Annotated in this window: 17 protein-coding genes; 13 read left to right on the forward strand and 4 right to left on the reverse strand. The window is 71.5% G+C overall.

Features of this window, described 5'->3' with window-relative positions; genetic code table 11:
- The first annotated feature begins 19 nt into the window (after positions 1-19).
- The 6 genes from ACQEUX_RS31325 to ACQEUX_RS31350 all read left to right on the forward strand — a co-directional run bounded on the left by ACQEUX_RS31325 (position 20) and on the right by ACQEUX_RS31350 (position 7,314).
- Positions 20-1,567: an ABC transporter ATP-binding protein gene (locus ACQEUX_RS31325; protein ID WP_433057273.1), complete on the forward strand. Its 1,548-nt coding sequence runs from the start codon at positions 20-22 to the stop codon at positions 1,565-1,567.
- Positions 1,564-2,931 carry an ABC transporter permease gene (locus ACQEUX_RS31330; protein WP_433056182.1) on the forward strand — a complete coding sequence of 456 codons (1,368 nt, stop codon included), beginning with the start codon at positions 1,564-1,566 and terminating at the stop codon, positions 2,929-2,931. The genes ACQEUX_RS31325 and ACQEUX_RS31330 overlap by 4 nt, the downstream gene beginning before the upstream one ends.
- Positions 2,932-2,934: 3 nt before the next feature.
- Entirely contained in the window at positions 2,935-4,215 is a 1,281-nt protein-coding gene (locus ACQEUX_RS31335) for an ABC transporter permease (RefSeq protein ID WP_433056184.1), read from the forward strand.
- A gap of 173 nt (positions 4,216-4,388) precedes the next feature.
- Positions 4,389-5,093, forward strand: coding sequence for a cytidine deaminase (locus ACQEUX_RS31340; RefSeq protein ID WP_433056186.1), 705 nt, complete (start codon positions 4,389-4,391; stop codon positions 5,091-5,093).
- A 146-nt stretch (positions 5,094-5,239) separates the two neighbouring features.
- Positions 5,240-6,523 (forward strand): thymidine phosphorylase, encoded by a 1,284-nt coding sequence (locus tag ACQEUX_RS31345; protein ID WP_433056188.1) that lies wholly within the window; start codon positions 5,240-5,242, stop codon positions 6,521-6,523.
- Between the two features lie 110 nt (positions 6,524-6,633).
- The gene (locus ACQEUX_RS31350) at positions 6,634-7,314 is read left to right on the forward strand and encodes a DUF4272 domain-containing protein (protein ID WP_433056189.1); all 681 of its coding nucleotides are present in this window, start codon (positions 6,634-6,636) and stop codon (positions 7,312-7,314) included.
- A 2-nt stretch (positions 7,315-7,316) separates the two neighbouring features.
- Here ACQEUX_RS31350 and ACQEUX_RS31355 read toward each other — a convergent pair whose 3' ends face one another.
- Together ACQEUX_RS31355 and ACQEUX_RS31360 are read right to left on the reverse strand one after the other, a co-directional pair.
- Positions 7,317-8,201, reverse strand: a complete 885-nt coding sequence (locus tag ACQEUX_RS31355; RefSeq protein ID WP_433056191.1) for a putative RNA methyltransferase — start codon at positions 8,199-8,201, stop codon at positions 7,317-7,319.
- A 1-nt stretch (position 8,202) separates the two neighbouring features.
- Positions 8,203-8,691: a MarR family winged helix-turn-helix transcriptional regulator gene (locus ACQEUX_RS31360; protein ID WP_433056194.1), complete on the reverse strand. Its 489-nt coding sequence runs from the start codon at positions 8,689-8,691 to the stop codon at positions 8,203-8,205.
- A 58-nt stretch (positions 8,692-8,749) separates the two neighbouring features.
- Between ACQEUX_RS31360 and ACQEUX_RS31365 the strand changes: the two genes are divergently transcribed.
- The 3 genes from ACQEUX_RS31365 (at position 8,750) to ACQEUX_RS31375 (ending at position 11,602) form a co-directional block, all read left to right on the forward strand.
- A complete protein-coding gene (locus tag ACQEUX_RS31365; protein WP_433056196.1) occupies positions 8,750-9,166 on the forward strand; it encodes a PPOX class F420-dependent oxidoreductase in 417 nt (138 codons plus the stop codon).
- Between the two features lie 52 nt (positions 9,167-9,218).
- Positions 9,219-10,292 carry an adenosine deaminase gene (locus tag ACQEUX_RS31370; RefSeq protein ID WP_433056198.1) on the forward strand — a complete coding sequence of 358 codons (1,074 nt, stop codon included), beginning with the start codon at positions 9,219-9,221 and terminating at the stop codon, positions 10,290-10,292.
- Positions 10,293-10,543: 251 nt separating this feature from the next.
- Positions 10,544-11,602 carry an IS110 family transposase gene (locus ACQEUX_RS31375; protein ID WP_433046162.1) on the forward strand — a complete coding sequence of 353 codons (1,059 nt, stop codon included), beginning with the start codon at positions 10,544-10,546 and terminating at the stop codon, positions 11,600-11,602.
- An 11-nt stretch (positions 11,603-11,613) separates the two neighbouring features.
- Here the strand turns inward: ACQEUX_RS31375 and ACQEUX_RS31380 are convergent, their stop codons facing one another.
- Complete coding sequence (locus ACQEUX_RS31380) at positions 11,614-11,907, reverse strand: hypothetical protein (protein WP_433056200.1); 294 nt, start codon at positions 11,905-11,907, stop codon at positions 11,614-11,616.
- 502 nt (positions 11,908-12,409) lie between these two features.
- Here ACQEUX_RS31380 and ACQEUX_RS31385 point away from each other — a divergent pair.
- The 4 genes from ACQEUX_RS31385 (at position 12,410) to ACQEUX_RS31400 (ending at position 17,469) form a co-directional block, all read left to right on the forward strand.
- A complete protein-coding gene (locus tag ACQEUX_RS31385; protein WP_433056201.1) occupies positions 12,410-15,997 on the forward strand; it encodes a nitrate- and nitrite sensing domain-containing protein in 3,588 nt (1,195 codons plus the stop codon).
- A complete protein-coding gene (locus tag ACQEUX_RS31390) occupies positions 15,994-16,398 on the forward strand; it encodes a roadblock/LC7 domain-containing protein (RefSeq protein ID WP_030329023.1) in 405 nt (134 codons plus the stop codon). The genes ACQEUX_RS31385 and ACQEUX_RS31390 overlap by 4 nt, the downstream gene beginning before the upstream one ends.
- A 98-nt stretch (positions 16,399-16,496) precedes the next feature.
- Positions 16,497-16,874, forward strand: a complete 378-nt coding sequence (locus ACQEUX_RS31395) for a DUF742 domain-containing protein (protein WP_030329021.1) — start codon at positions 16,497-16,499, stop codon at positions 16,872-16,874.
- A gap of 1 nt (position 16,875) precedes the next feature.
- Complete coding sequence (locus tag ACQEUX_RS31400; RefSeq protein WP_007455465.1) at positions 16,876-17,469, forward strand: GTP-binding protein; 594 nt, start codon at positions 16,876-16,878, stop codon at positions 17,467-17,469.
- Between the two features lie 230 nt (positions 17,470-17,699).
- On the opposite strand, the gene ACQEUX_RS31405 is transcribed toward ACQEUX_RS31400, so the two are convergent.
- Positions 17,700-20,117, reverse strand: a complete 2,418-nt coding sequence (locus ACQEUX_RS31405; protein ID WP_433057275.1) for a transposase — start codon at positions 20,115-20,117, stop codon at positions 17,700-17,702.
- Between the last annotated feature and the right edge of the window lie 4 nt (positions 20,118-20,121).

The following is a 20,121-nucleotide window of genomic DNA, read 5'->3' on the forward strand; positions in this document are numbered from 1 at the left end:
TCTGGTCGCCAACGACCACATCGACCTGACGGTGGAGCCTGGAGAGATTCACGCCCTGCTCGGCGAGAACGGCGCGGGCAAGTCGACCCTGATGAACGTGCTCTACGGGCTCTACCAGCCCGACGAGGGCGAGATCCTGGTCGACGGCAAGCCGTTGAAGTTGAAGGGCCCGTCCGACGCGATCGGGGCTGGGATCGGCATGGTGCACCAGCACTTCATGCTGGTGCCGGTCTTCACCGTCGCCGAAAACATCATGCTCGGCGCCGAGCAGGTCAGAGGCGGCATCGCCGGTTTCCTGGACCGGCGGCGCGCCCGGCGCGAGGTCACCGAGGTGTCCGAGCGCTACAACCTGCGGGTCGACCCGGACGCGGTGATCGAGGACCTGCCGGTCGGCATCCAGCAGCGCGTCGAGATCGTCAAGGCGCTCACCCGCGACGTCGACCTGCTCATCCTGGACGAGCCGACCGCCGTGCTCACCCCTCAGGAGACCGAGGAACTGCTGACGGTCATGCGGTCGCTCAAGGCGGCCGGCAAGTCGATCGTCTTCATCACCCACAAACTTGGCGAGGTCAAGGCCATCGCCGACCGGATCACGGTGATCCGGCGTGGAAAGACCGTCGGCACCGCCTCGCCGGAGGCCAGCCGGGACGAGCTGGCCGCGCTGATGGTCGGCCGTAACGTCCGGCTCACTGTGGACAAGTCCCCGGCCACGCCGGGTGACCCGGTGCTGGAGGTGAGCGGGCTGGTCGTCGACGACGACCGGCAGATCCGCGCGGTCGACGGTGTGGACCTGACGGTGCGCGCGGGCGAGGTGCTCGGCGTGGCGGGCGTACAGGGCAACGGTCAGACCGAGCTGATCGAGGCGATCATGGGCCTGCGGCCGGTGCTCGCCGGCACGGTCAGTTTGGTCGGCGACCGGATCGACGGCTGGACGCCGAAGAAGGTGCTCCGCGCGGGCGTCGGCTATGTGCCCGAGGACCGCAGCGTGGACGGCCTGGTCAAGGAGTTCAGCGTCGCCGAGAACCTGGTGCTGGACATCTACGACCGGCCGCCGTTCGGTTCCGGGCTCGCGCTCAAGCCGGACGCGATCGCAGCCTCGGCGAAGGAGCGGATCGAGCAGTTCGACGTCCGCACCTCATCGGCCGAAGCGGCCGTGGGCACCCTCTCCGGCGGTAACCAGCAGAAGGTGATCGTGGCCCGGGAGCTGTCCCGGCCGCTGAAGCTCTTCATCGCCGCCCAACCGACCCGTGGCGTCGACGTCGGGTCGATCGAGTTCATCCACAGCCGGATCATTCGCGAGCGGGACATCGGCACCGCCGTCATGGTGGTCTCCAGCGAACTCGACGAGGTGATCGGGCTGGCCGACCGGATCGCGGTGATGTACCGCGGTCGGATCATCGGCATCGTCGGCCCGGACACCCCCCGTGAGGAGATCGGCCTGCTGATGGCCGGTATCAGCCCGGACGCGGCCCACGAGCGCGGTACGGATGCCGTGCCGACCGACGGCGCGGCTACCGACGGGAGCCCGGCGAGCGACGCGGGCTCCGTGAACGAGGACGAGGCATGAGCGACCCCACCCCGCAGTCCGGTTCGCCGGACAAGGAACCGGCGAGCGAGGCGCAGGCCGCGCAGAACGCGCTCGGCAACACCGAGCAGGCGGAGAAGGCGACCAAGCCCGGCCCGTCGACGCCCGAGCCGGAGCCGGAGCCGAAGCCGAGCCTGGGCCGGTTGTTCCTGGACAACCTCTGGGCGGCCAACACCTTCACGGTGACCCTGCTGTCGCTGGTGCTGGCGATCGTGGTCGGCGCGGTGCTGATGATCATTTCTGATCCGGCGGTGCTCTCCACCTACTCGTACATCACCGCGCGTCCGTCCGACGCGTTCAGCGCCAGCTGGACGCTGGTCAGCGAGGCGTACGCGAACCTGTTCAAGGGCTCGGTCTTCGACCCGGAGGCGTTCGCCGGCTGGTTGAACGGCACCAACAGCTGGCAGGCCGTGCTCGCGCCGATCTCCGAGACGCTCACCTACACGGCGCCGCTGGTCTTCACCGGCCTGTCGGTGGCGCTGGCCTTCCGGGGCGGCCTGTTCAACATCGGCGCGCAGGGCCAGGCCACCATCGGCGTGATCATTGCGGCGCTGGCCGGCTTCCTGCTGCCGCTGCCGCCCGGTCTGCACCTGCTGGTGGCGGTGCTGGCCGGCGCCCTGGGTGGCGCGATCTGGGGTTTCATCCCGGGCATCCTCAAGGCCCGCGCCGGCGCGCACGAGGTGATCAACACGATCATGCTCAACTACGTCGCCACGTACTTCCTCACCTGGTTGATCGTGCAGAACGGTGTGCAGGACCCGGCCCGTACCGACGCGATCAGCAAGGCGGTGGACAGCTCGGCCCAGCTGCCCCGACTGCTCGGCGACAACCTGCGGGTGCACGCCGGCATCCTGCTCGCCGTGCTGGCCACCTGGGCGGTCGCCTGGCTGCTGAACCGCTCGACGCTCGGCTTCGAGCTGCGCGCGGTCGGCGCCAACCCGGACGCCGCCCGGACCGCCGGCATCAGCGTCACGCGGACGTACATCCTGATCATGGTTTTCGCCGGCATCCTGGCGGGCCTCGGCGGCTCGAACATGGTGCTCGGCTCCACCGCCAGCGCGTTGACCCCGCTGGTGGTCGCGCAGATCGGCTTCGACGGCATCCTGGTGGCGTTGCTCGGGCGGGTGAAGCCCTGGGGCGTGCTACTCGCCGCGCTGCTGTTCGGGGCGTTGCAGGCCGGTGGCAACCGGATGCAGTCGTACTCCGGGATCTCGCTGGAGCTGGTGACCGTGCTCCAGGCGCTGATCGTCATCTTCATCGCCGCGCCGGCCCTGGTGAAGGCGATCTTCCAGCTCCGGGCCGCGCGCGCCGCCCGGTTGCAGACGAGCCTGGCGAAGGGCTGGTAACTCATGTCCACCATGGCTGTCCCCGACATCGCGGTCGCCCCGGTCGACGAGGGCTTCTGGACCCGTAGCCGCAAGGTCGGCCTCACGCTGCTGGGGCTCGGCCTGCTGTCGGCGGTGCTCTTCGGCGCGCTCGCCACCGATCAGCAGGCCCGGTTCACGCTCAGCGACGACGCGGCCGGTGCCGCCTTGGAGATCAACGGCACGATCGGGGCGATCCTGTTCGGGATCATCGCGATCGCCGCCGGCGCGGCGCTGCTCGCCGGGGTGCCGAAGCGGTGGTTCCTTCCCGTGCTCGGCGTCGGGCTCGTCGGCTTCGTGCTCTCGTTCCTCTGCTGGCAGGTCTCCGCCGCGCCGACCGGGCAGAACTTCATGCCGCTGGTCAACATCATCCGGGGCACGTTCATCCTGGCCCTACCGCTGATCTTCGGCGCGCTCGCCGGGGTGCTCTGCGAGCGGTCCGGCGTGGTCAACGTGGCCATCGAGGGCCAACTGCTGATGGGTGCGTTCAGCGGTGCGCTGTTCGGGAGCATCTCCGGGAGCGTCTGGGTCGGCCTGGTCGCCGCCGCCATCGGTGGCGCGTTCATCTCGCTGCTGCTGGCCGTCTTCGCCATCCGCTACCTGGTCGACCAGGTCGTCATGGGCATCGTGCTGAACCTGCTGGCGGTCGGTGTCACCGGCTTCCTCTACGAGCGGCTGATGCAGACCGACGCGGCGAAGTACAACAGCGCCCCCCGCTTCAGCAACTGGGAGATCCCGTTGCTGAGGGACATTCCGGTGCTCGGGCCGGCGCTGTTCCGCGGCAACATCTTCCTCTACCTCGGGCTGCTCCTGGTGCTGGTGATCCACATCGGGCTGTTCCGCACCCGGTGGGGGCTGCGTACCCGTTCGGTCGGTGAGCACCCGACCGCCGCCGACACGCTCGGTGTCAAGGTGCTGCGGGTGCGCTACCGCAACGTACTGCTGGCCGGCGTGGTCGCCGGCATCGGCGGGGCGTCCTACACGCTGGCGCTCTACTCGTTCACCAAGAACATGATCGGCGGCAAGGGCTTCATCGCGCTGGCCGCGCTGATCTTCGGCCGGTGGAACCCGACCGGCGCGCTGCTCGCCGCGCTCTTCTTCGGCTTCGCCGACCAGCTCGCCACCTATCTGGGCGCGATCAACAGCGTCATCCCCAGCCAGTTCCTGGCCATGCTGCCCTACCTGGCGACGATCCTGGCGGTCGCCGGGCTGGTCGGCCGGGTTCGGGCACCCGCCGCCGACGGCAAGCCGTACATCAAGGGCTGACCGACGTCGCCCACCACCGCTCTCACCTCGATCAGGTGTTGAGAAAGTAGGTGCCAGGACCATCTCCGACCTACTTCTCAGCACCTGATCACCGCACCCGGATGCGGTGGCGCGGCCGAGCTTCCCGAAGCCCTGCCCGCTTCTGACCTGGGTCACTTCGGCAGAATGATGGCATGACCGACATTGACTGGGCGCGGCTGCGCGCCGCCGCCACCGACGCGATGCGGCACGCGTACGCGCCGTACTCGACGTTCCCGGTCGGCGCGGCCGCGCTGGTCGACGACGGCCGGGTGGTGGTCGGCTGCAACGTGGAGAACGCCGCGTACGGGGTGACCCTCTGCGCCGAGTGCGGGGTGGTCTCCAGCCTGCATGCCACCGGCGGCGGTCGAATCGTCGCGCTCTCCTGCGTCGACGCCACCGGCGAACCGCTGATGCCGTGTGGCCGCTGTCGGCAGCTGCTCTGGGAGAACGGCGGGCCGGAGTGCCTGATCGAGACCAAGACCCGCCCGCTGCGGATGGCCGAGCTGCTGCCACACGCCTTCGGCGTGGAGGACCTGGAGGCGGTCACCGGGGAGACGCCGGTGCCGGTGGTCCCGGAGCGGCTGGCCGCCTGGCGCGGGCGCGGCACCGTCTTCGTGCACCCGGACATGTCCGCCGGTCAGCAGGTCTGGACGGCGTACTGGGAACGGTCGGCCGGGGACGATGCCGGTGCCGAGACCGGGGTGCTGGAGGAGGCCCCGAGCTGGGACGACCCGGCGGAGGCGATCACCTGGGGCTTGGCGCGGTCGCCCCGGGTCGTGGTGGTGGACGCGACCGGCACCATCTTCTGGGCCGGTGAGGGTGAGCCGCCTGCGGAGATCCCGGTGCGTTGGGCTTGATTGTGGTTGCGGTTGGGGGCCGGGGCCGACCGTGCCCGGCTCCGGGCGGTCAGGCTTGATCCCTCCGCCGGCCCCGGTCGGCCCCGGCCCCGTCGTGGTCACCGGCCGCGGTTCGGTTCTGCCATTCGACTAGGAAAGATCTTCTGATGAGTAGTGGTTTTGCTGCTGTTGACGTTATTCGGGTCAAGCGGGATGGCGGGGTGCTGTCGGACGCGCAGATCGACTGGGTGGTCGACGCGTACACCCGGGGGGTCGTCGCCGACGAGCAGATGTCCGCGCTGGCGATGGCGATCCTGCTCAACGGCATGACCGGCCCGGAGATCGCCCGGTGGACCGCCGCGATGATCGCCAGCGGTGAGCGGCTGGACCTCTCGGCGGTACGCCGGCCGACCGTGGACAAGCACTCCACCGGCGGCGTCGGCGACAAGATCACTCTGCCGCTCACCCCGCTGGTGGCCGCGTGCGGCGCGGCCGTACCGCAGCTGAGCGGCCGGGGTCTCGGGCACACCGGCGGCACGCTGGACAAGTTGGAGTCGATCCCGGGCTGGCGGGCCACGGTGAGCAACGACGAGTTCATCGCCCAACTGGACGAGGTCGGCGCGGTGATCTGCGCGGCCGGTGCCGGGCTCGCCCCCGCCGACCGCAAGCTGTACGCGCTGCGCGACGTGACCGGCACCGTCGAGGCCATCCCGCTGATCGCCAGCTCGATCATGAGCAAGAAGATCGCCGAGGGCACCGGCGCGCTCGTCCTCGACGTCAAGGTCGGCTCGGGTGCCTTCATGAAGTCCGTCGACCAGGCGCGCGAGCTGGCTCGCACCATGGTCGAGCTGGGCGGTGCGCACGGCGTGCGGACGGTCGCCCTGCTCACCGACATGTCCACCCCGCTCGGCCTGGCGATCGGCAACGCGGTCGAGGTGACCGAGTCGATCGAGGTGCTGGCCGGCGGCGGGCCCGCCGACGTGGTGGAGCTGACGCTGGCCCTGGCCCGGGAGATGCTCGACGCCGCAGGCCTGCCCGACGCCGATCCGGCGGCGGCGCTGCGTGACGGCCGGGCGATGGACTCCTGGCGGGCGATGATCCGTGCACAGGGCGGTGATCCGGACGCGCCGATGCCGGAGGCCGCCGAGGTCGAGGTGGTCCGTGCTGAGCGGGACGGGCACGTCGCGGCCATCGACGCGTACGCCATGGGAGTTGCGGCGTGGCGTCTCGGCGCGGGTCGGGCCCGCAAGGAGGACCCGGTCAGCGTGCCGGCCGGTGTGGTGCTGCACAAGCGGCCGGGCGACGCGGTGCGGGCCGGTGACCCCCTCTACGAGCTGCGGGCCGAGGATGCGACGCGGCTCCCGGCGGCGCTGGCCGAGGCCGCCCGCGCGGTGCGGATCGCACCGACCGCCCCGGCGGCGGCACCGCTGGTCATCGAGCGCATCGGCTGATCCAGCGGGGGGCCGGGGTGGCGTGGTGCCGGTCACCTGGGAGCGCTATTCTCGCAGGCCAAGGGGGACAACCGGCCTTGAGCCGGCGCGAGCAGACAGGAAGATCCGCCGTGACCGTTGCTGCCCCCGACCCACGTGAGGTGCGCGAGGCGAGCCTGGACGAGCTGTCCCGGCTCGGCCTGCCGTTGCCGCCGGCGCAGTTTCCCCTCGTCTGGGAGCCGGGCGACCAGATCGAGCTGCGCCCCACCGCGGAGATCGAGGCGCGGATTGCCGTGCTGCACCTGATCCTGGCTCGCTGCTTCGGGATGCCCCCGCAGGCGGCGATGAGCTGGCTGCTCGGCTCGCACCTGGTCGAGATGGTCACCCCGCCGGAGTGGCAGTTCGTGATGGGCGGGAAGGGCGATCACCGCTCGTTCGTGCTGCACCACGACGCGCTCTTCGCGCTGGCCTGGGTGCTCGGACTGAGCAAGCAGCTCGACCCGACCCTGGCCGTCGACGAGCGGCTGGTCGAGCGGCTGCCGCACATCGCCGAGGGGGAGACGTTCCCGCGCTGGCAGTCTCGGATCCTCACCGCGCCGCAGCATCCGGCCGACGCGGCCGCGCTGCTCGACCTGCACTACTGCCTGGACTGGGCGTACCTGGAGACCGAACGCGGCGGCCGGCGGGCGCCGGGGCTGATCGACGCGAACGCGATCGGTCAGCGGCGCTGGGCGCTGGAGTGGGCGGTGATCCTGCGCGGGCCGTACCACGACGAGCCGCCCGGCTGGGAAGAGGTCGACCTCTCGACCTGAGCTCAGCGGGGTCGGTACGCGTCCATTCGGATCGCCACGGTCACCCGGACGGGCTCGGGCAGCGCCGCCAGTCGGGCGGTGAGCGCGCCCGGGTCGGTGTGCCAGGCGCTCGGGCCCATCCCGACCAGGGTGGCGACCTCCGGCCGGGTCAGGGTCAGCTCCACCCGGTGTACGGCTGAGCTGACCGGAGTGAAGTGCCCGCTGAGGCTGCCGCTCACCCGGTCGGCCTTGTCCGGGTCGACCCGCAGCAGGTCGAGGGCGTCCACCACCTCGGCGAGGTGGTCGGCGTCGGGCGTGACCACCAGCAGCGTGCCGGCCGGATCGAGCACCCGGTGGAACTCCGGGCCGTTGCGCGGGGCGAAGACGTTCAGCAGCACGGCGGTCGAGGCGTCCGCGAGCGGCAGTCGCTGCCAGGTGTCGGCGAGCGCCGCGGCGGCCCGGGGATGCGCCCGCGCGGCGCGGCGCAGCGCCGGCTTGGAGACGTCCAGGGCCAGACCGACCGCGTCCGGCAGCGCCGCCAGCACCGCGCCGAGGTACCGGCCGGTGCCGGCGCCGGCATCCACCACCAGGGGGTACGCCTCGAGCGCCGCCGCCTCCGGTCCGGCCGCGCCGAGCTGCTGTACGGCCCGGGTCGCGGCAGCGGCGAGGGCGGCCGAGATGACGTCGTAGTGCCCGGCGGCGAGGAAGTCCGCCCGGGCCGCGACCATCTCGGCGCTGTCGCCAACGTGCGGGGCGCGGCCGGCGAGCAGGTTGACGTACCCCTGCCGGGCGATGTCGAAGCTGTGCCGGCGCGGGCAGCGCAGCGCCCTGGCCGTGCCGGCGGTCGCCTCGGCCAGCGGCTCGCCACAGACCGGGCAGCGCAGCCGGTCGAGGATGCGGGGGTCCACGTCAGGCCGCCGGATCGTGCCGTGGGCGGGGTGCCCGCCCGCTGAGGTGGTCAACCACCCGGTGCGTGAGCGCGCCGAGCGCGTCGATCTCCGCCGGGGTGAGCAGATCGATCAGGTGCCGGCGGACGGCGGCCACGTGGCCGGGGGCGGCGGACTCGATGGCCTGCCGGCCGGCCGGGGTGAGCACCACGATCGAGCCCCGGGCGTCGTCGGCGCACTCCTCGCGGGTCACCAGGCCGCGCTGCTGCATCCGGGTCAGGTGGTGGGAGAGCCGGCTGCGCGACCAGAGCATCCGGTCTGCCAGCTCCCGCAGACGCAGCCGCCCCTGCGGTGTCTCGGAGAGGTCGGAGAGCACGTCGTAGTCGGCCTCGGAGAGGTCGGCGTCCTGGGTCAGCTCCCGGGCCAGCTCCAGGTCGAGCAGCCGACGCATTCGGCGGTAACCACGCCACGCGCGGTCCTCCCGTTCGTCCAGCCACCGTGGCGCGCCCATGCTCCCAGTCTAGCCATTTTGTTGACATGTCATCGAACGACCCCCTACGGTCGATGACATGTCAACTAATCATCTGTGGGAGCTGTTCGGTGAGCGGGGGCGTGGGGTGCTGGTCACCCTGCGCCGGGACGGCCGACCCCAGCTGTCCAACCTCGACTACCTGGCCGAGCCGGCGCTGATTCGCTGCTCCACCACCGGTGACCGGGCGAAGGTGCGCAACCTGCGCCGCGATCCCCGGGCCAGCTTCCACGTGACCACCCCGGACGGTGGCGCGTACGCGGTTGCCGAGGGGACGGTGACCCTCACCCAGCCGGCCGCCGCCATCGCCGACGCGACGGTCGACGAGCTGGTCGAGGTCTACCGGAGGATTCGCGGCGAGCACCCGGACTGGGCGGACTACCGGGCCGCCATGGTCGCCGACGGGCGACTCGTGATCCGCCTCGCCGTGGACCGGGTCTACGGCTGGCGGCCGTGACACCCGGCCGGTCCCGTCCCGGTCCGCCAGGGTCGCTGACTAGGGTCTGAGCATGGTCGCAACTATCCGGTACGAGGACATCGTCAAGGTTCCGAAGGCGCTGCTGCACGACCACCTCGACGGGGGGCTGCGGCCGGCGACGATCGTGGACCTGGCCGCGGAGGTGGGTCACGAGCTGCCCACCACCGATCCGGAGGCGCTGGGACGCTGGTTCGCGGACGCGGCCGACTCCGGTTCGCTGGAGCGTTACCTTGAGACGTTCGCGCACACCGTGGCGGTCATGCAGACCGCGCCGGCGTTGCGCCGGGTGGCTCGCGAGTGCGCACTGGACCTGGCGGCCGACGGGGTGGTCTACGCCGAGGTGCGCTTCGCCCCGGAGCAGCACCTGGAGCGGGACCTGAGCCTGGACGAGGTGGTCGAGGCGGTGCTGGCCGGTTTCGCCGAGGGCACCGCCCAGGCCGTCGAGGCGGGGCTGACCATCCGGGTGGGCACCCTGCTCACCGCGATGCGGCACGCGGCCCGCTCGCAGGAGATCGCCGAACTGGCCGTGCGGCACCGCGACGCCGGGGTGGTCGGGTTCGACATCGCCGGCGCCGAGGCGGGTTTCCCGCCCACCCGGCACCTGGACGCCTTCGAGTACCTGCAACGGGAAAACTTCCACTTCACCATCCACGCCGGTGAGGCGTTCGGTCTGCCGTCGATCTGGCAGGCGATCCAGTGGTGCGGGGCGGACCGGCTCGGCCACGGGGTGCGGATCGTCGACGACATCGCCCCCGACGGCGCACTCGGCCGGTTGGCCGCGTACGTCCGGGACAAGCGAATCCCCCTGGAGCTGTGCCCCTCGTCGAACGTGCAGACCGGTGCGGTGGCCTCGATCGCGGACCACCCGATCGGCCTGCTGCGGGACCTGCGGTTCCGGGTCACCGTCAACACCGACAACCGGCTGATGAGCGGCACCTCGATGTCGCGGGAGATGTGGCTGTTGGCGGAGACGTTCGGCTACGGCTGGAAGGAGTTGCAGTGGTTCACCATCAACGCGATGAAGAGCGCCTTCATCCCGTTCGACGAGCGGCTGCGGATCATCGATGAGGTGATCAAGCCAGCGTACGCCAAGCTGCTGGCCTGACTGTGAGCATGGCGGGGTCGGTTCAGCAGTGGTGAGCTGATAGCTGGCAGTGGTGGGCGTGACTCTTGGCCTGACTGGCTTTGTGCCTTTGGCTGGACTTGTCCGTCCGCTGCTGCCGGCGCCGGCCCGGCGGGAGACGTTTGGCCTGATCAGGAGCTTGACCGCCAGTTAGCGGCTGGCGTGTCTCATCACAGTCCTGCCATCTCCGCACCGGACCGGACCTTTGCGTCCCCACGGTGAGGAGAGAACGCATGTCCATGCTGGCAGATCTGGTCGAGGTCGTCATCGGCGTCGACACGCACAAAGACACCCACACTGCTGCGCTGCTCGATACCCGCACCGGCGGGGTCTTGGCGCGGATCACGGTCAACACCGACGCAGACGGCTACGCGCAGCTGGTGGCCCTGGCCGGACAGCATTCAGGGCTGCGGGCCTGGGCCCTCGAGGGCTCCGGCGGCTACGGCGCCGGCCTCGCCCGACACCTGGCCGATGCCGGTGAGCTGCTCGTCGAACTGGACCGGCCGCTGCGACCGGCCCGCCGGGCCGGGGCGAAGTCTGACCCGATCGACGCCGAACGCGCCGCCCGCGACGCCCTGGCCCGCACGCGGCTGGCGCAGCCCAAGACCGGCGCGCAACGAGCAGCACTGCAGGTGCGGCTGACCGCCCGCCGAGCGGCCGTGGAAGCCAGTGCTGACGCTCAGCGGCAGCTGCACGCGTTGGTGATCACCGCTCCCGAGGTGGTGCGGGCCCGCTTCCGCGGCCAGAGCACCCGGGCCATGCTCACCACCGCCACCCGACTACGCCCCTCCAGCAGCGCGGATATCGACGTGTTCACCTGCCTGACCGTGCTGCGCGACCTCGCCCGCCGCGTCCGCTTCCTCGAAGCCGAAGCCGCCGAACACGAAAGGGCGATCCGCACGATCGTCCGCTCCTGGCGACCCGACCTACTCGACCTCACCGGAGTCGGACCGATCGTTGCCGCCACCGTGCTCACCGCCTGGTCCCACCCCGGACGCTGCCGAAACGACGCCGCGTTCGCCATGCTCGCCGGCGCCGCCCCGATCCCCGCATCATCAGGAAAGACCATCCGCTACCGGCTCAACCGCTCAGGCGACCGCCAACTCAACCGCGCCCTGCACACCATCGTCCTGACCCGCCTACAACGCGACCAGGACACCCGCGCCTACGCCGAACGGCGCCGCGCCCAAGGCAAAACCGACCGAGAGATCAAACGCTGCCTCAAACGCTACGTCGCCCGCGAAATCTACCGACGCCTCGAAACCCCACCCCAAACACTTGACCCGGCATAGGAGCGTCCTCCTCAGGAGTGCGGGTGGCCGGCGAGCAGGCCGGCCACCTGGCGCAGCACCTCCCGGGCGCGGGCCGCCTCCGCGCCCAGGCCGGTCTGCCGACGCAGCACCGCGGGTTCGGCTCGGAGGAGCGCCACGCCGCGCCGGACCAGCACCCGGGGAGCCTTGCGCTGCTCGGCCAGGTCGCGGGCCAACCGGCGCAGGAAGGTCGCCCCGCGAGGCCGACGCAGCGCGTACGCCCCGGCGAGCAGTCCGCGGCGGCGACACTCCTCGACGATCTCGGCGGCGAAAATCCCTTCGGCCACGAAAAGTGGCGATCCGGCGAGATCAAATGGCCGGGTGGCTACCCGTCGATCCGCGCCGATCGCATAAACCGGCACATCGGCCCGACCCTCGCGAGCCACTCGGGCAATCGTTTCCACTGCCGTCGAGGCATCCCAGGACAGTGGCGACTCCCAATCCACCTGGCCGTTTCGTCGTGGCAACGTAGGGTCATCACCGTCTTTGTAGAAGTCGTCCAAGCAGAGCACCGGCAACCCGGTTTGCTGCGCTATGTACGACTTTCCGGACCCAGAGGGGCCCGCGAGCAGGACAACGCGGTGCGGATGTTCCATTACCTTCAGTTACTCCGGCCAGACGGACTGCTATCAAATCGCATCAACATCTCATCACACCTTCGGTAGGTGACAACCTGGGCTTTCTTCTTGTCGACGGGCGTGATGGAATCTCGGGGGTCCGACCCGCCGGGTCGGTCGCTGGGCGTTGCCCGGGGCAACGCGTTGAAGCTGTAATCGCGAGGGCGGTGACGTGAGCAAACGGCCAAAGACGGCGGGCTCCTTCCTGTCGCGGCTGCGCCGGCCGGCCAGCCGGCTCCGGGACATGCCGATCTGGTCCAAGCTCGGTCTCATCATGATCGTGCCGACCATCGCCACGGTTGTGGTGGGCACCAGTGGTCTTGTCGACCACGTGGAGACGCTCAACAATGCCAACCGAGCCGGCGACCTGGCCAACCTGTCGAGCTATTCGGGCAACCTGGTCGACACACTGCAGGACGAGCGGACCGCCGCCGTGCTGCTGCTGGGTGCGGACGGGACGCAGCCGACGGCTCAGTACCAGGAGGCCTACAACCGGGTGAACTCCCGGGTGGACCAGGAGACGGGCCCCTACCGGCAGCAGCGGGCCGAGATCGAGGACCTGCCGAGCAGCCTGGAAGGTCTGCTCGACGGCATCGACCAGAACCTGAAGGACCTGCCGGGCATCCGCAGCCAGGTGTTCAACGGCAAGCTCGCGCTCACCGAGACCGTCCAGGCGTACGAGGGCCTGATCAGTGACCTGCTCGCCATCCGCGACTCGGCCACGCAGCTCGCCGGTGACAACGACCTGAGCGACCGGATGCGCGCCGCCGCGGCGGTCGCCCGGGAGAAGGAGTTCCTCGCCGTACGCCGTGTCGTCGTGCACCGCGCGCTGGGCGTCAAGGGCGGCAAGCGCCTGACTCCGGCGCTGCGCACCGACTACATCGCCAGTGGCACCGGCCAGCAGCAGGCGTTGCAGAGCTTCAAGGCGGTCGCCACCCCGGACGACGCGAAGTTCCACGACCAGACGGTTGCGGGCGGTGACCGTCGAGAGGCACAGAACTACACCGGCTGGATCGACGGCAACACCACCGGCGACATGCGTAACGCGCCGTTCGGCCCGGACCAGTGGGAGTCGGCCATGACGGCCAACGCCAAGCTGATCCGCACCGTCGAGACCAAGCTCGATCGCGAAGTGGTCGCCGAGGCCGACAACCTCCGCTCGGACGTTCAGCGTCAGGTGTTCCTGGAGACCGGCCTGCTGCTCAGCATGCTGCTGCTGGCCATCCTCTTCGCGTACCTGGTCGCCCGCTCGATGGCCCGCTCACTCCGTGAGCTGCGGCAGGGCGCACTCTCCGTCGCCCAGTACGGTCTGCCTCAGGCCGTGGCACGGCTGCGTGACCCGCAGGTCGTCGGGCAGCTCTCCCCGGTGCAGCTGGCCAACCAGATCGCCGAGCCGCTGCCGGTCCGCAGCAAGGACGAGTTCGGCCAGGTGACCGAGGCGTTCAACGCCGTCCACCTGGAAGCCGTCCGTACGGCCGCCGAGCAGGCGGCACTGCGCGCCTCCGTCGCGACCATGTTCGTCAACCTGGCCCGCCGTTCGCAGATCCTGGTCGACCGCCTCATCGGGCACCTCGACCGGCTGGAGCGCGGCGAGGAGGACCCGGACCGGCTGGCCGAGCTGTTCCAGCTCGACCACCTGGCCACCCGGATGCGCCGCAACGACGAAAACCTGCTGGTGCTCGCCGGTGCCGACTCCACCCGCGTACAGCGTGAGCCGGCCGCGCTCATCGACGTGCTGCGCGCCGCGCAGTCCGAGGTCGAGCACTACACCCGGATCGAGTTCGGTGTCATCGACCGCGACATCGAGGTCGCCGCGCACGCGGTCAACGACCTGGTGCACCTCGTCGCCGAGCTGTTCGACAACGCCACCGCGTTCTCCCCGCCCGACTCGCAGGTGATGGTCGAGGCCCGCCGGGTCGGTGACCGCTCCTCGCTCTACGTCGAGGACCGCGGCATCGGCATCAGCGCCGAACAGCTACACGACCTCAACGAGCGGCTCGCGACGCCGCCGCAGGTTGACGTGGCCGTGTCCCGGATGATGGGCCTGGTCGTGGTCGCCCGGCTGGCGTCCCGGCACGGTGTCCGGGTCGAGCTGCGCCCCGGTGCCGACCGTGGCACGGTCGCCGACGTGACCCTGCCCACCTCGGTGCTGGTGCCCCGGGCGCTCTCCGGCCGGGTGCAGCAGCCCCCGGCCCTGCCCGCGGCCGGTGGCCCCCAGCACGGCGGGCCCGCCCCGACCTTCGGCGCGCTGCCCGCGCTGGGCAACGGTCCTCGCCCGAGTGAGTCCGGCAACCAGGTCACCCTCGGCGGTCGCCCGTTCGAACCCGCGTCGCGCAACGGTGCCGGCACCCCCGCCAACAACGGTGGGTACCGTTCGATGCCGGCCTGGTCCGACCTGACCGGCGCGGCCGGGACGAACGGCGTCAACGGCGGCGACGGGTTCACCCCGCGGCCGGCCAACGGCCAGCCGATCGACCCGCTGCCGCAGCGCCGCGCCGGGGACGACACCACGAGTGCCGGCCAGCAGCCGTCCATTCCCCGGCAGTTGCCGAGCAGCCCGGAGGCGCCTCCGTATTCTGCGCCGCCGGTCTCCGCGCAGCCCTACTCCGGCGCGCCGGTCTCCGCCTCGCCCGCCTCCGGCCAGCCGTACTCCGGGCATCCCTACTCGGGTGCGCCGTACGGCGGTTCGCCGGTGTCCGCCGCCCCGGCCTCCGGGCAGCCGTACGCCGGTCCGCCGGTGTCCGCGTCGCCGGTGTCGGCCTCGCCCGCGTCCGGGCAGCCATATTCGGGGCAGCCGTACTCGGCGCCGCCCGCCTCCGGCCAGTCGTTCAGTGGGTTCGCCCCCCGATCGGCCCCGCCCGCGCAGGCCCCCAGCGCCCCCGCACCCCCGGCCTGGCCGCCGGTGCCGGGTGGCGACCGGGAAGCGGCGACCCCGCCGGTGCCGGAGCGGCTCGCCGCCGCTCTGGACATGACGACGGAGCTGCCGCGGGTGCCGCGACCCGGCGAGCAGCCGGCCGCCGTAGCCCAGCCGCCAGCTCCCGCCCCGGCCCCGGCCCCGCAGAGTCGGCCGGCGCCGCAGCAGCCGCAGGCGCAGAACCGCCAGCGGTACGCGGACGAGACGATGGAGCTGCCGATCTTCCGGGAGCTCGAGTCGGCGTGGTTCCGCACCCGCCGCCCGGGTTCGGAGGAGGGCGCGGCCGGTGCCCAGCCGGCAACGAACGGCGACACCGCGACCCAGCAGTTCGCCACGGTCGAGGCCACCGGTCGGGCAGTCCACAAGACACCACCCGGGACGACAGGTAACAAACCGATGGCAGACACTCCGACGGCCGGAGGAGCGCCGCGGGACAACGGCTCCACAGCGAACGAGGGCGCTCGCCCCGGCCTCGCGGAGAGCCTGCCGAACCGCCGGCCCCAACCGCAGACCAACGGCTGGCAGACCGCTGCCGACGACGGCTGGCGTGCTGCTTCGGCGGCGGCTGGCGCGGTGCCGGTCAGCGAGACCACCACGACCGGTCTGCCGAAGCGCAAGCCGATGGCGCAGCTGGTGCCGGGTGCGGTAGAAAAGCCCACCACCTCGGTCCAGCGGCGTTCCCCGGAGGCGGTCCGTGGCCTGCTCTCCGCCTACCACCGGGGCGTGCAGCGAGGGCGTAGCACCTCGGACAACCCGACCAGCCCGGAGGCAACTCCGGGAGGGCAATCCTCGCAGTCTGGCTCAGGCCCGGTGGCCGGGAGCGGGCAGAAGGAGCAAGAAGGATGACAACTACGCAGGATCTTGGTTGGCTGCTGGCCAACTTCGCCGACCGGGTGCCCGGTGTCGCGCATGCGGTCGCCGTCTCGGCGGACGGCCTGCTTCTCGCGTCGTCACGGGATCTACCGCGGGACCGGGCAGACCAGCTCGCCGCGATCTCGTCGGGTCTGGTCAGCCTGACCCAGGGGGCAGCTCGCTGCTTCGAGGGCGGCGCGGTGTTGCAGACCGTCGTGGAGATGGACAATGGCTTCCTGTTCCTGATGTCCATCTCGGACGGCTCGTCCTTCGCCGTGCTGGCAGCCCGCAGCTCGGATGTCGGCCAGGTCGGCTACGAGATGGCGCTGCTGGTCGACCGGGTGGGCGACGCGCTGACCCCGCAGCCGCGTGCGGCTGCGGGCATGCTGGGCTGACGCCGCGCCGATCGTGAGGTCGGCACAACTGCAACGACGACAACGACGGGCTTCACCGGTGGGAGCCGGTAGCGGGTACGAAGGAGGTGAGCGGCGAGATGGCCGATCGTGACGAACCGACCGGAGCGTTGGTCCGTCCATACGCCGTGACCCGTGGTCGTACCCGTCCCCGGCTCGACATCGCGCTGGAGGCGCTCGTCGAGACGACGGTGCGCGGCCGGGCCGCTGCCAATGGCAACGGCGGCCAGGGCCGCGAACACCAGTACATCGCCGCGCTGTGTGACGGACGCGTGCAATCGCTCGCGGAGATCGCGGCGCGGATGCAGCTCCCGCTCGGTGTGGCCCGGGTGCTCATCGCCGACATGGCGACGGACGGCCTGGTCGCGGTCCACGAGCCGACCATTTTGGACGACTCCGACGACGCGGTGGGCACTGAACTGCTGGAGAGGGTGCTGAGTGGACTTCGCAGGCTCTGACATGTCGCACCGCCCGCCGAACCCGAGCGGGCGCGTGACGTCGGCGAAGATCGTTATCGCCGGTGGATTCGGCGTCGGTAAGACGACGCTGGTCGGCTCGGTCTCGGAGATCACGCCGCTGACCACCGAGGCCATCATGACCTCCGCCGGCGTGGGCGTCGACGACACCCGGCAGGTGCCGGGTAAGACGACGACCACGGTGGCCATGGACTTCGGCCGGATCTCGATCGACCGTGACCTGATCCTGTACCTGTTCGGTACGCCGGGTCAGACCCGTTTCTGGTTCATGTGGGACGAACTGGTTCGGGGTGCCATCGGTGCGGTCGTGCTGGTGGACACTCGCCGGCTGGCCGACTGCTTCGCGGCGATCGATTTCTTCGAGCACCGACGCCTGCCGTACCTGGTGGCGATCAACTGCTTCGACGGGATGCAGTACCACGACCCGCAGGACGTCCGGGACGCCTTGGCGATCTCGAGCGACGTGCCGGTGGTGGCCTGCGACGCCCGTAACCGGGAGTCGACGAAGCACGTGCTGATCTCGCTGGTCGAGTACGTGCTCACCATGCGCCGTACGCGCGCCGTCGCCCCGGCCTGATCGGGCGCTCCACGCCCGGTGGTGGCTTCGGCCGCCACCGGGCGGGCTCGTCGTTCCGACGTCGGTTTGTCACCACGCCGCCTTTCTGAGGTCGTGGAAGCTGTCGGCCCCCGCAGGGGCCCTACTCCTTCCATGATCCTTGTGAGGCGGCGTCTCGCGTCTTCGTGCACACGCGTTCGCGCCCCCAGTCAGCTGACTGGGGGCGCGAAGCGTATGGAAGAGGGTGACGGTCAGGACTGGTAGCCGGCGGAGCGGTACTCGTACTCCCGGTCGTCGTCGCGGTCCCCGTGGTCGCGGCTGAAGTCCCAGCCACCGGCTGCCTCGCGACCGGGTCGACCACCCACCGCGAAACCGCCGATCTCCTGTCCTCGACGCCAGCCGCGGAAGTAGCCGGTGGTGTTCTCCGCGAGGCTTGCCGCATCGCGCACTATGCGCAATGGACGCTCCTCACGCAACGGTGAGCCAGGGACCAGGTTGGCCTGTGGCACGCGCTTCGGCAGCCCGGCGTTGGTCTCGGCACCTACCGCGGGGCGCGCGGCCTGCTCGGCGGCCTGCCAGCCGGTGTCGGCCGTGGTCGACCAGTCCAGGTCGGACTCCTCGGGCTGCCCGACGAACCAGGCCGACTTGGCCTGCGCGAAGATCAGCAGGTCGCCGTCGCCCTCGTCGGCGACCGGTGGTGGGCGGTGCTCGACCGGAGGCGGCCGGTGCTCGACGGGTGGCGGCGGCCGGTGCTCGGCCGCGCGGTCGATGCGAGCGGCCGGGCGGCCACTGCGGGCGGCCTGCTCCCGGTCGACCAACCGCAGCGGCGGCGTCTCCAGGTGCGGGTCCGTGGGCGGGTTGAGCCCCTCTCGCAGCGCCCGGTCAGCCAGTGGCGGCGGCTCCACCAGCCGCAGCATGGGGGGTTCCTGCGGCAGGTCGTCCGCCAGCCAGGGCGGGGTGACGCGGCCGTCGGCCCGACCCGGATCGGTCGGGGCGTCGATGCCACGGCTGCCGCCGTAGGAGTAGGCGACCGGGTTGTTCGCCGAGCTGTCGGCCGGGTCCTCCGGGTTGTTGACCAGCGGCCAGTTGGCTCGGGAGCCGGGCGGTGCCGACTCCTGGCTGCCGGGGCGGGGGGTCGGCACCGGGATGCTGAGATCGGTGGCGCTGAACCCGCCCGTGGGCGGCTCGTCGACCGGGCGTTGCAGGTGGCTCGGCCGGGGCTCGCCGTTGGTCTTGGGGCGGGGCGGGATGACCGTGCGCTGCCGCTCGGCCCGCGCGCTGTTGATCGCGGCGGTGGTCAGCGTCGGCCGGAACGGCTCACCGGCCTCGGCCGGAGGCACCGTGCCGCGCTGGGCCGGTGCGATCGGGGTGATCCCGGGTGGCGGGGGCGGCGGCGAGGAGACCGGCCGGTTGGTCGGACCGTCGATTCGGCTGGGGGCCGGCTCGGTGCGCCCGGGCACCGTGGACGCTGGCGGACCAGCCATCGCTGCCGGGGTCATCGGCGCGGGTGCGACCGGCGGCGGCGTGATGGGAGCCGGGGCGACCGGTGGCGGCCCGAGCGGGCGGGGCGACGCCAGCGGCGGGTTACCGGGAGTCGGCTCAGGGCGGCTGCGCCGCCCGAGGGCGGATGACAGGTCGGTGGCGGCCGGGGTGGGCCGGACCGACCGCAACCCGGCGCTGGTGCCGGCCAGACCGGTCAACTCGCCGACGGACTCACCACGGCGGGCAGCGGCACGGCGGCCGGGTGCCTGGGCAGGCGTGCTGACCCGTGAGCTGAGCGCGCTGACCAGCGCCTCACACCCCGCGTCGCAGGCCCGTACGGAGGCGACGGCCTGACGGACCGTCTCGGCCACCGCGGACGTGAGCGCACGGTTCACCGCGGCGCGACGCGGCGTCTCGGAGATGGCGACCCGTAGGGCGGTGACCGCTTCGTTGATCTCCTCGGCGTCGGCGACGCCGTCGGCGGCGAGGTGCGCGGCGATGGCATCGGCCGCGACCGACACCTCGCGGCCCCGGGCGACGGTGCCGCCGAGCATGCCCGGCTCGGGCAGCGCGTCCAGCACCGCCAGAGAGACCGGCTCGGCCGGGTCCGGGTAGGCGCGCAGGGCCGCCGGGTAGAGCTCACGCAGAACCTCGCGCAGCGCCACGGCGGCGGAGTGCCGACCGCTGGCCAGGGCGGCGTGCGCGGCGAGCACCTGCTTGTAACCGGCGAGGTCCCGGGGTGCCGGCAGGGTGACCGCGGAGAGCGCACCCGCCTGCAACGCGCGGGCCAGGCCGACAGCCCGTCGTTCGACCGGGGGTGACTGCATCTCCTCCAGCGAGTCGTCATCGGCGAACCGCTCGGCGAAGTCGTCCACCGAGTCGTCGTCGGCGATCGCCAGGGGTCGACCCGCCGCGCTCAGCAGCGATGTGACCGTGTGGTCGTCGCTGTCGGCGGCGATGGCCGCACCGCTCGGCCCGCCCGACCGCTCCACGAGCAGCGCGACGAGCTGGGCGTAGCCAGCGGCGTCGTCGCTGATCTCGCAGACATGCAGCAGACGGCCTGCGTCGTCGACCACAGCGGACGTCAGCGTCGAGCCGGCGGAGGCCGGTCGGTCAGCTGGATCCGCCGAGGCCAGACCGCAGTAAACGCGCACGAGCGCCACGGCGTCGTCCTCCTCCCGGGACAGGTCT

It is taken from the genome of Micromonospora sp. CA-259024 (genome assembly GCF_050936255.1).
Classification (GTDB): Bacteria; Actinomycetota; Actinomycetes; order Mycobacteriales; family Micromonosporaceae; genus Micromonospora.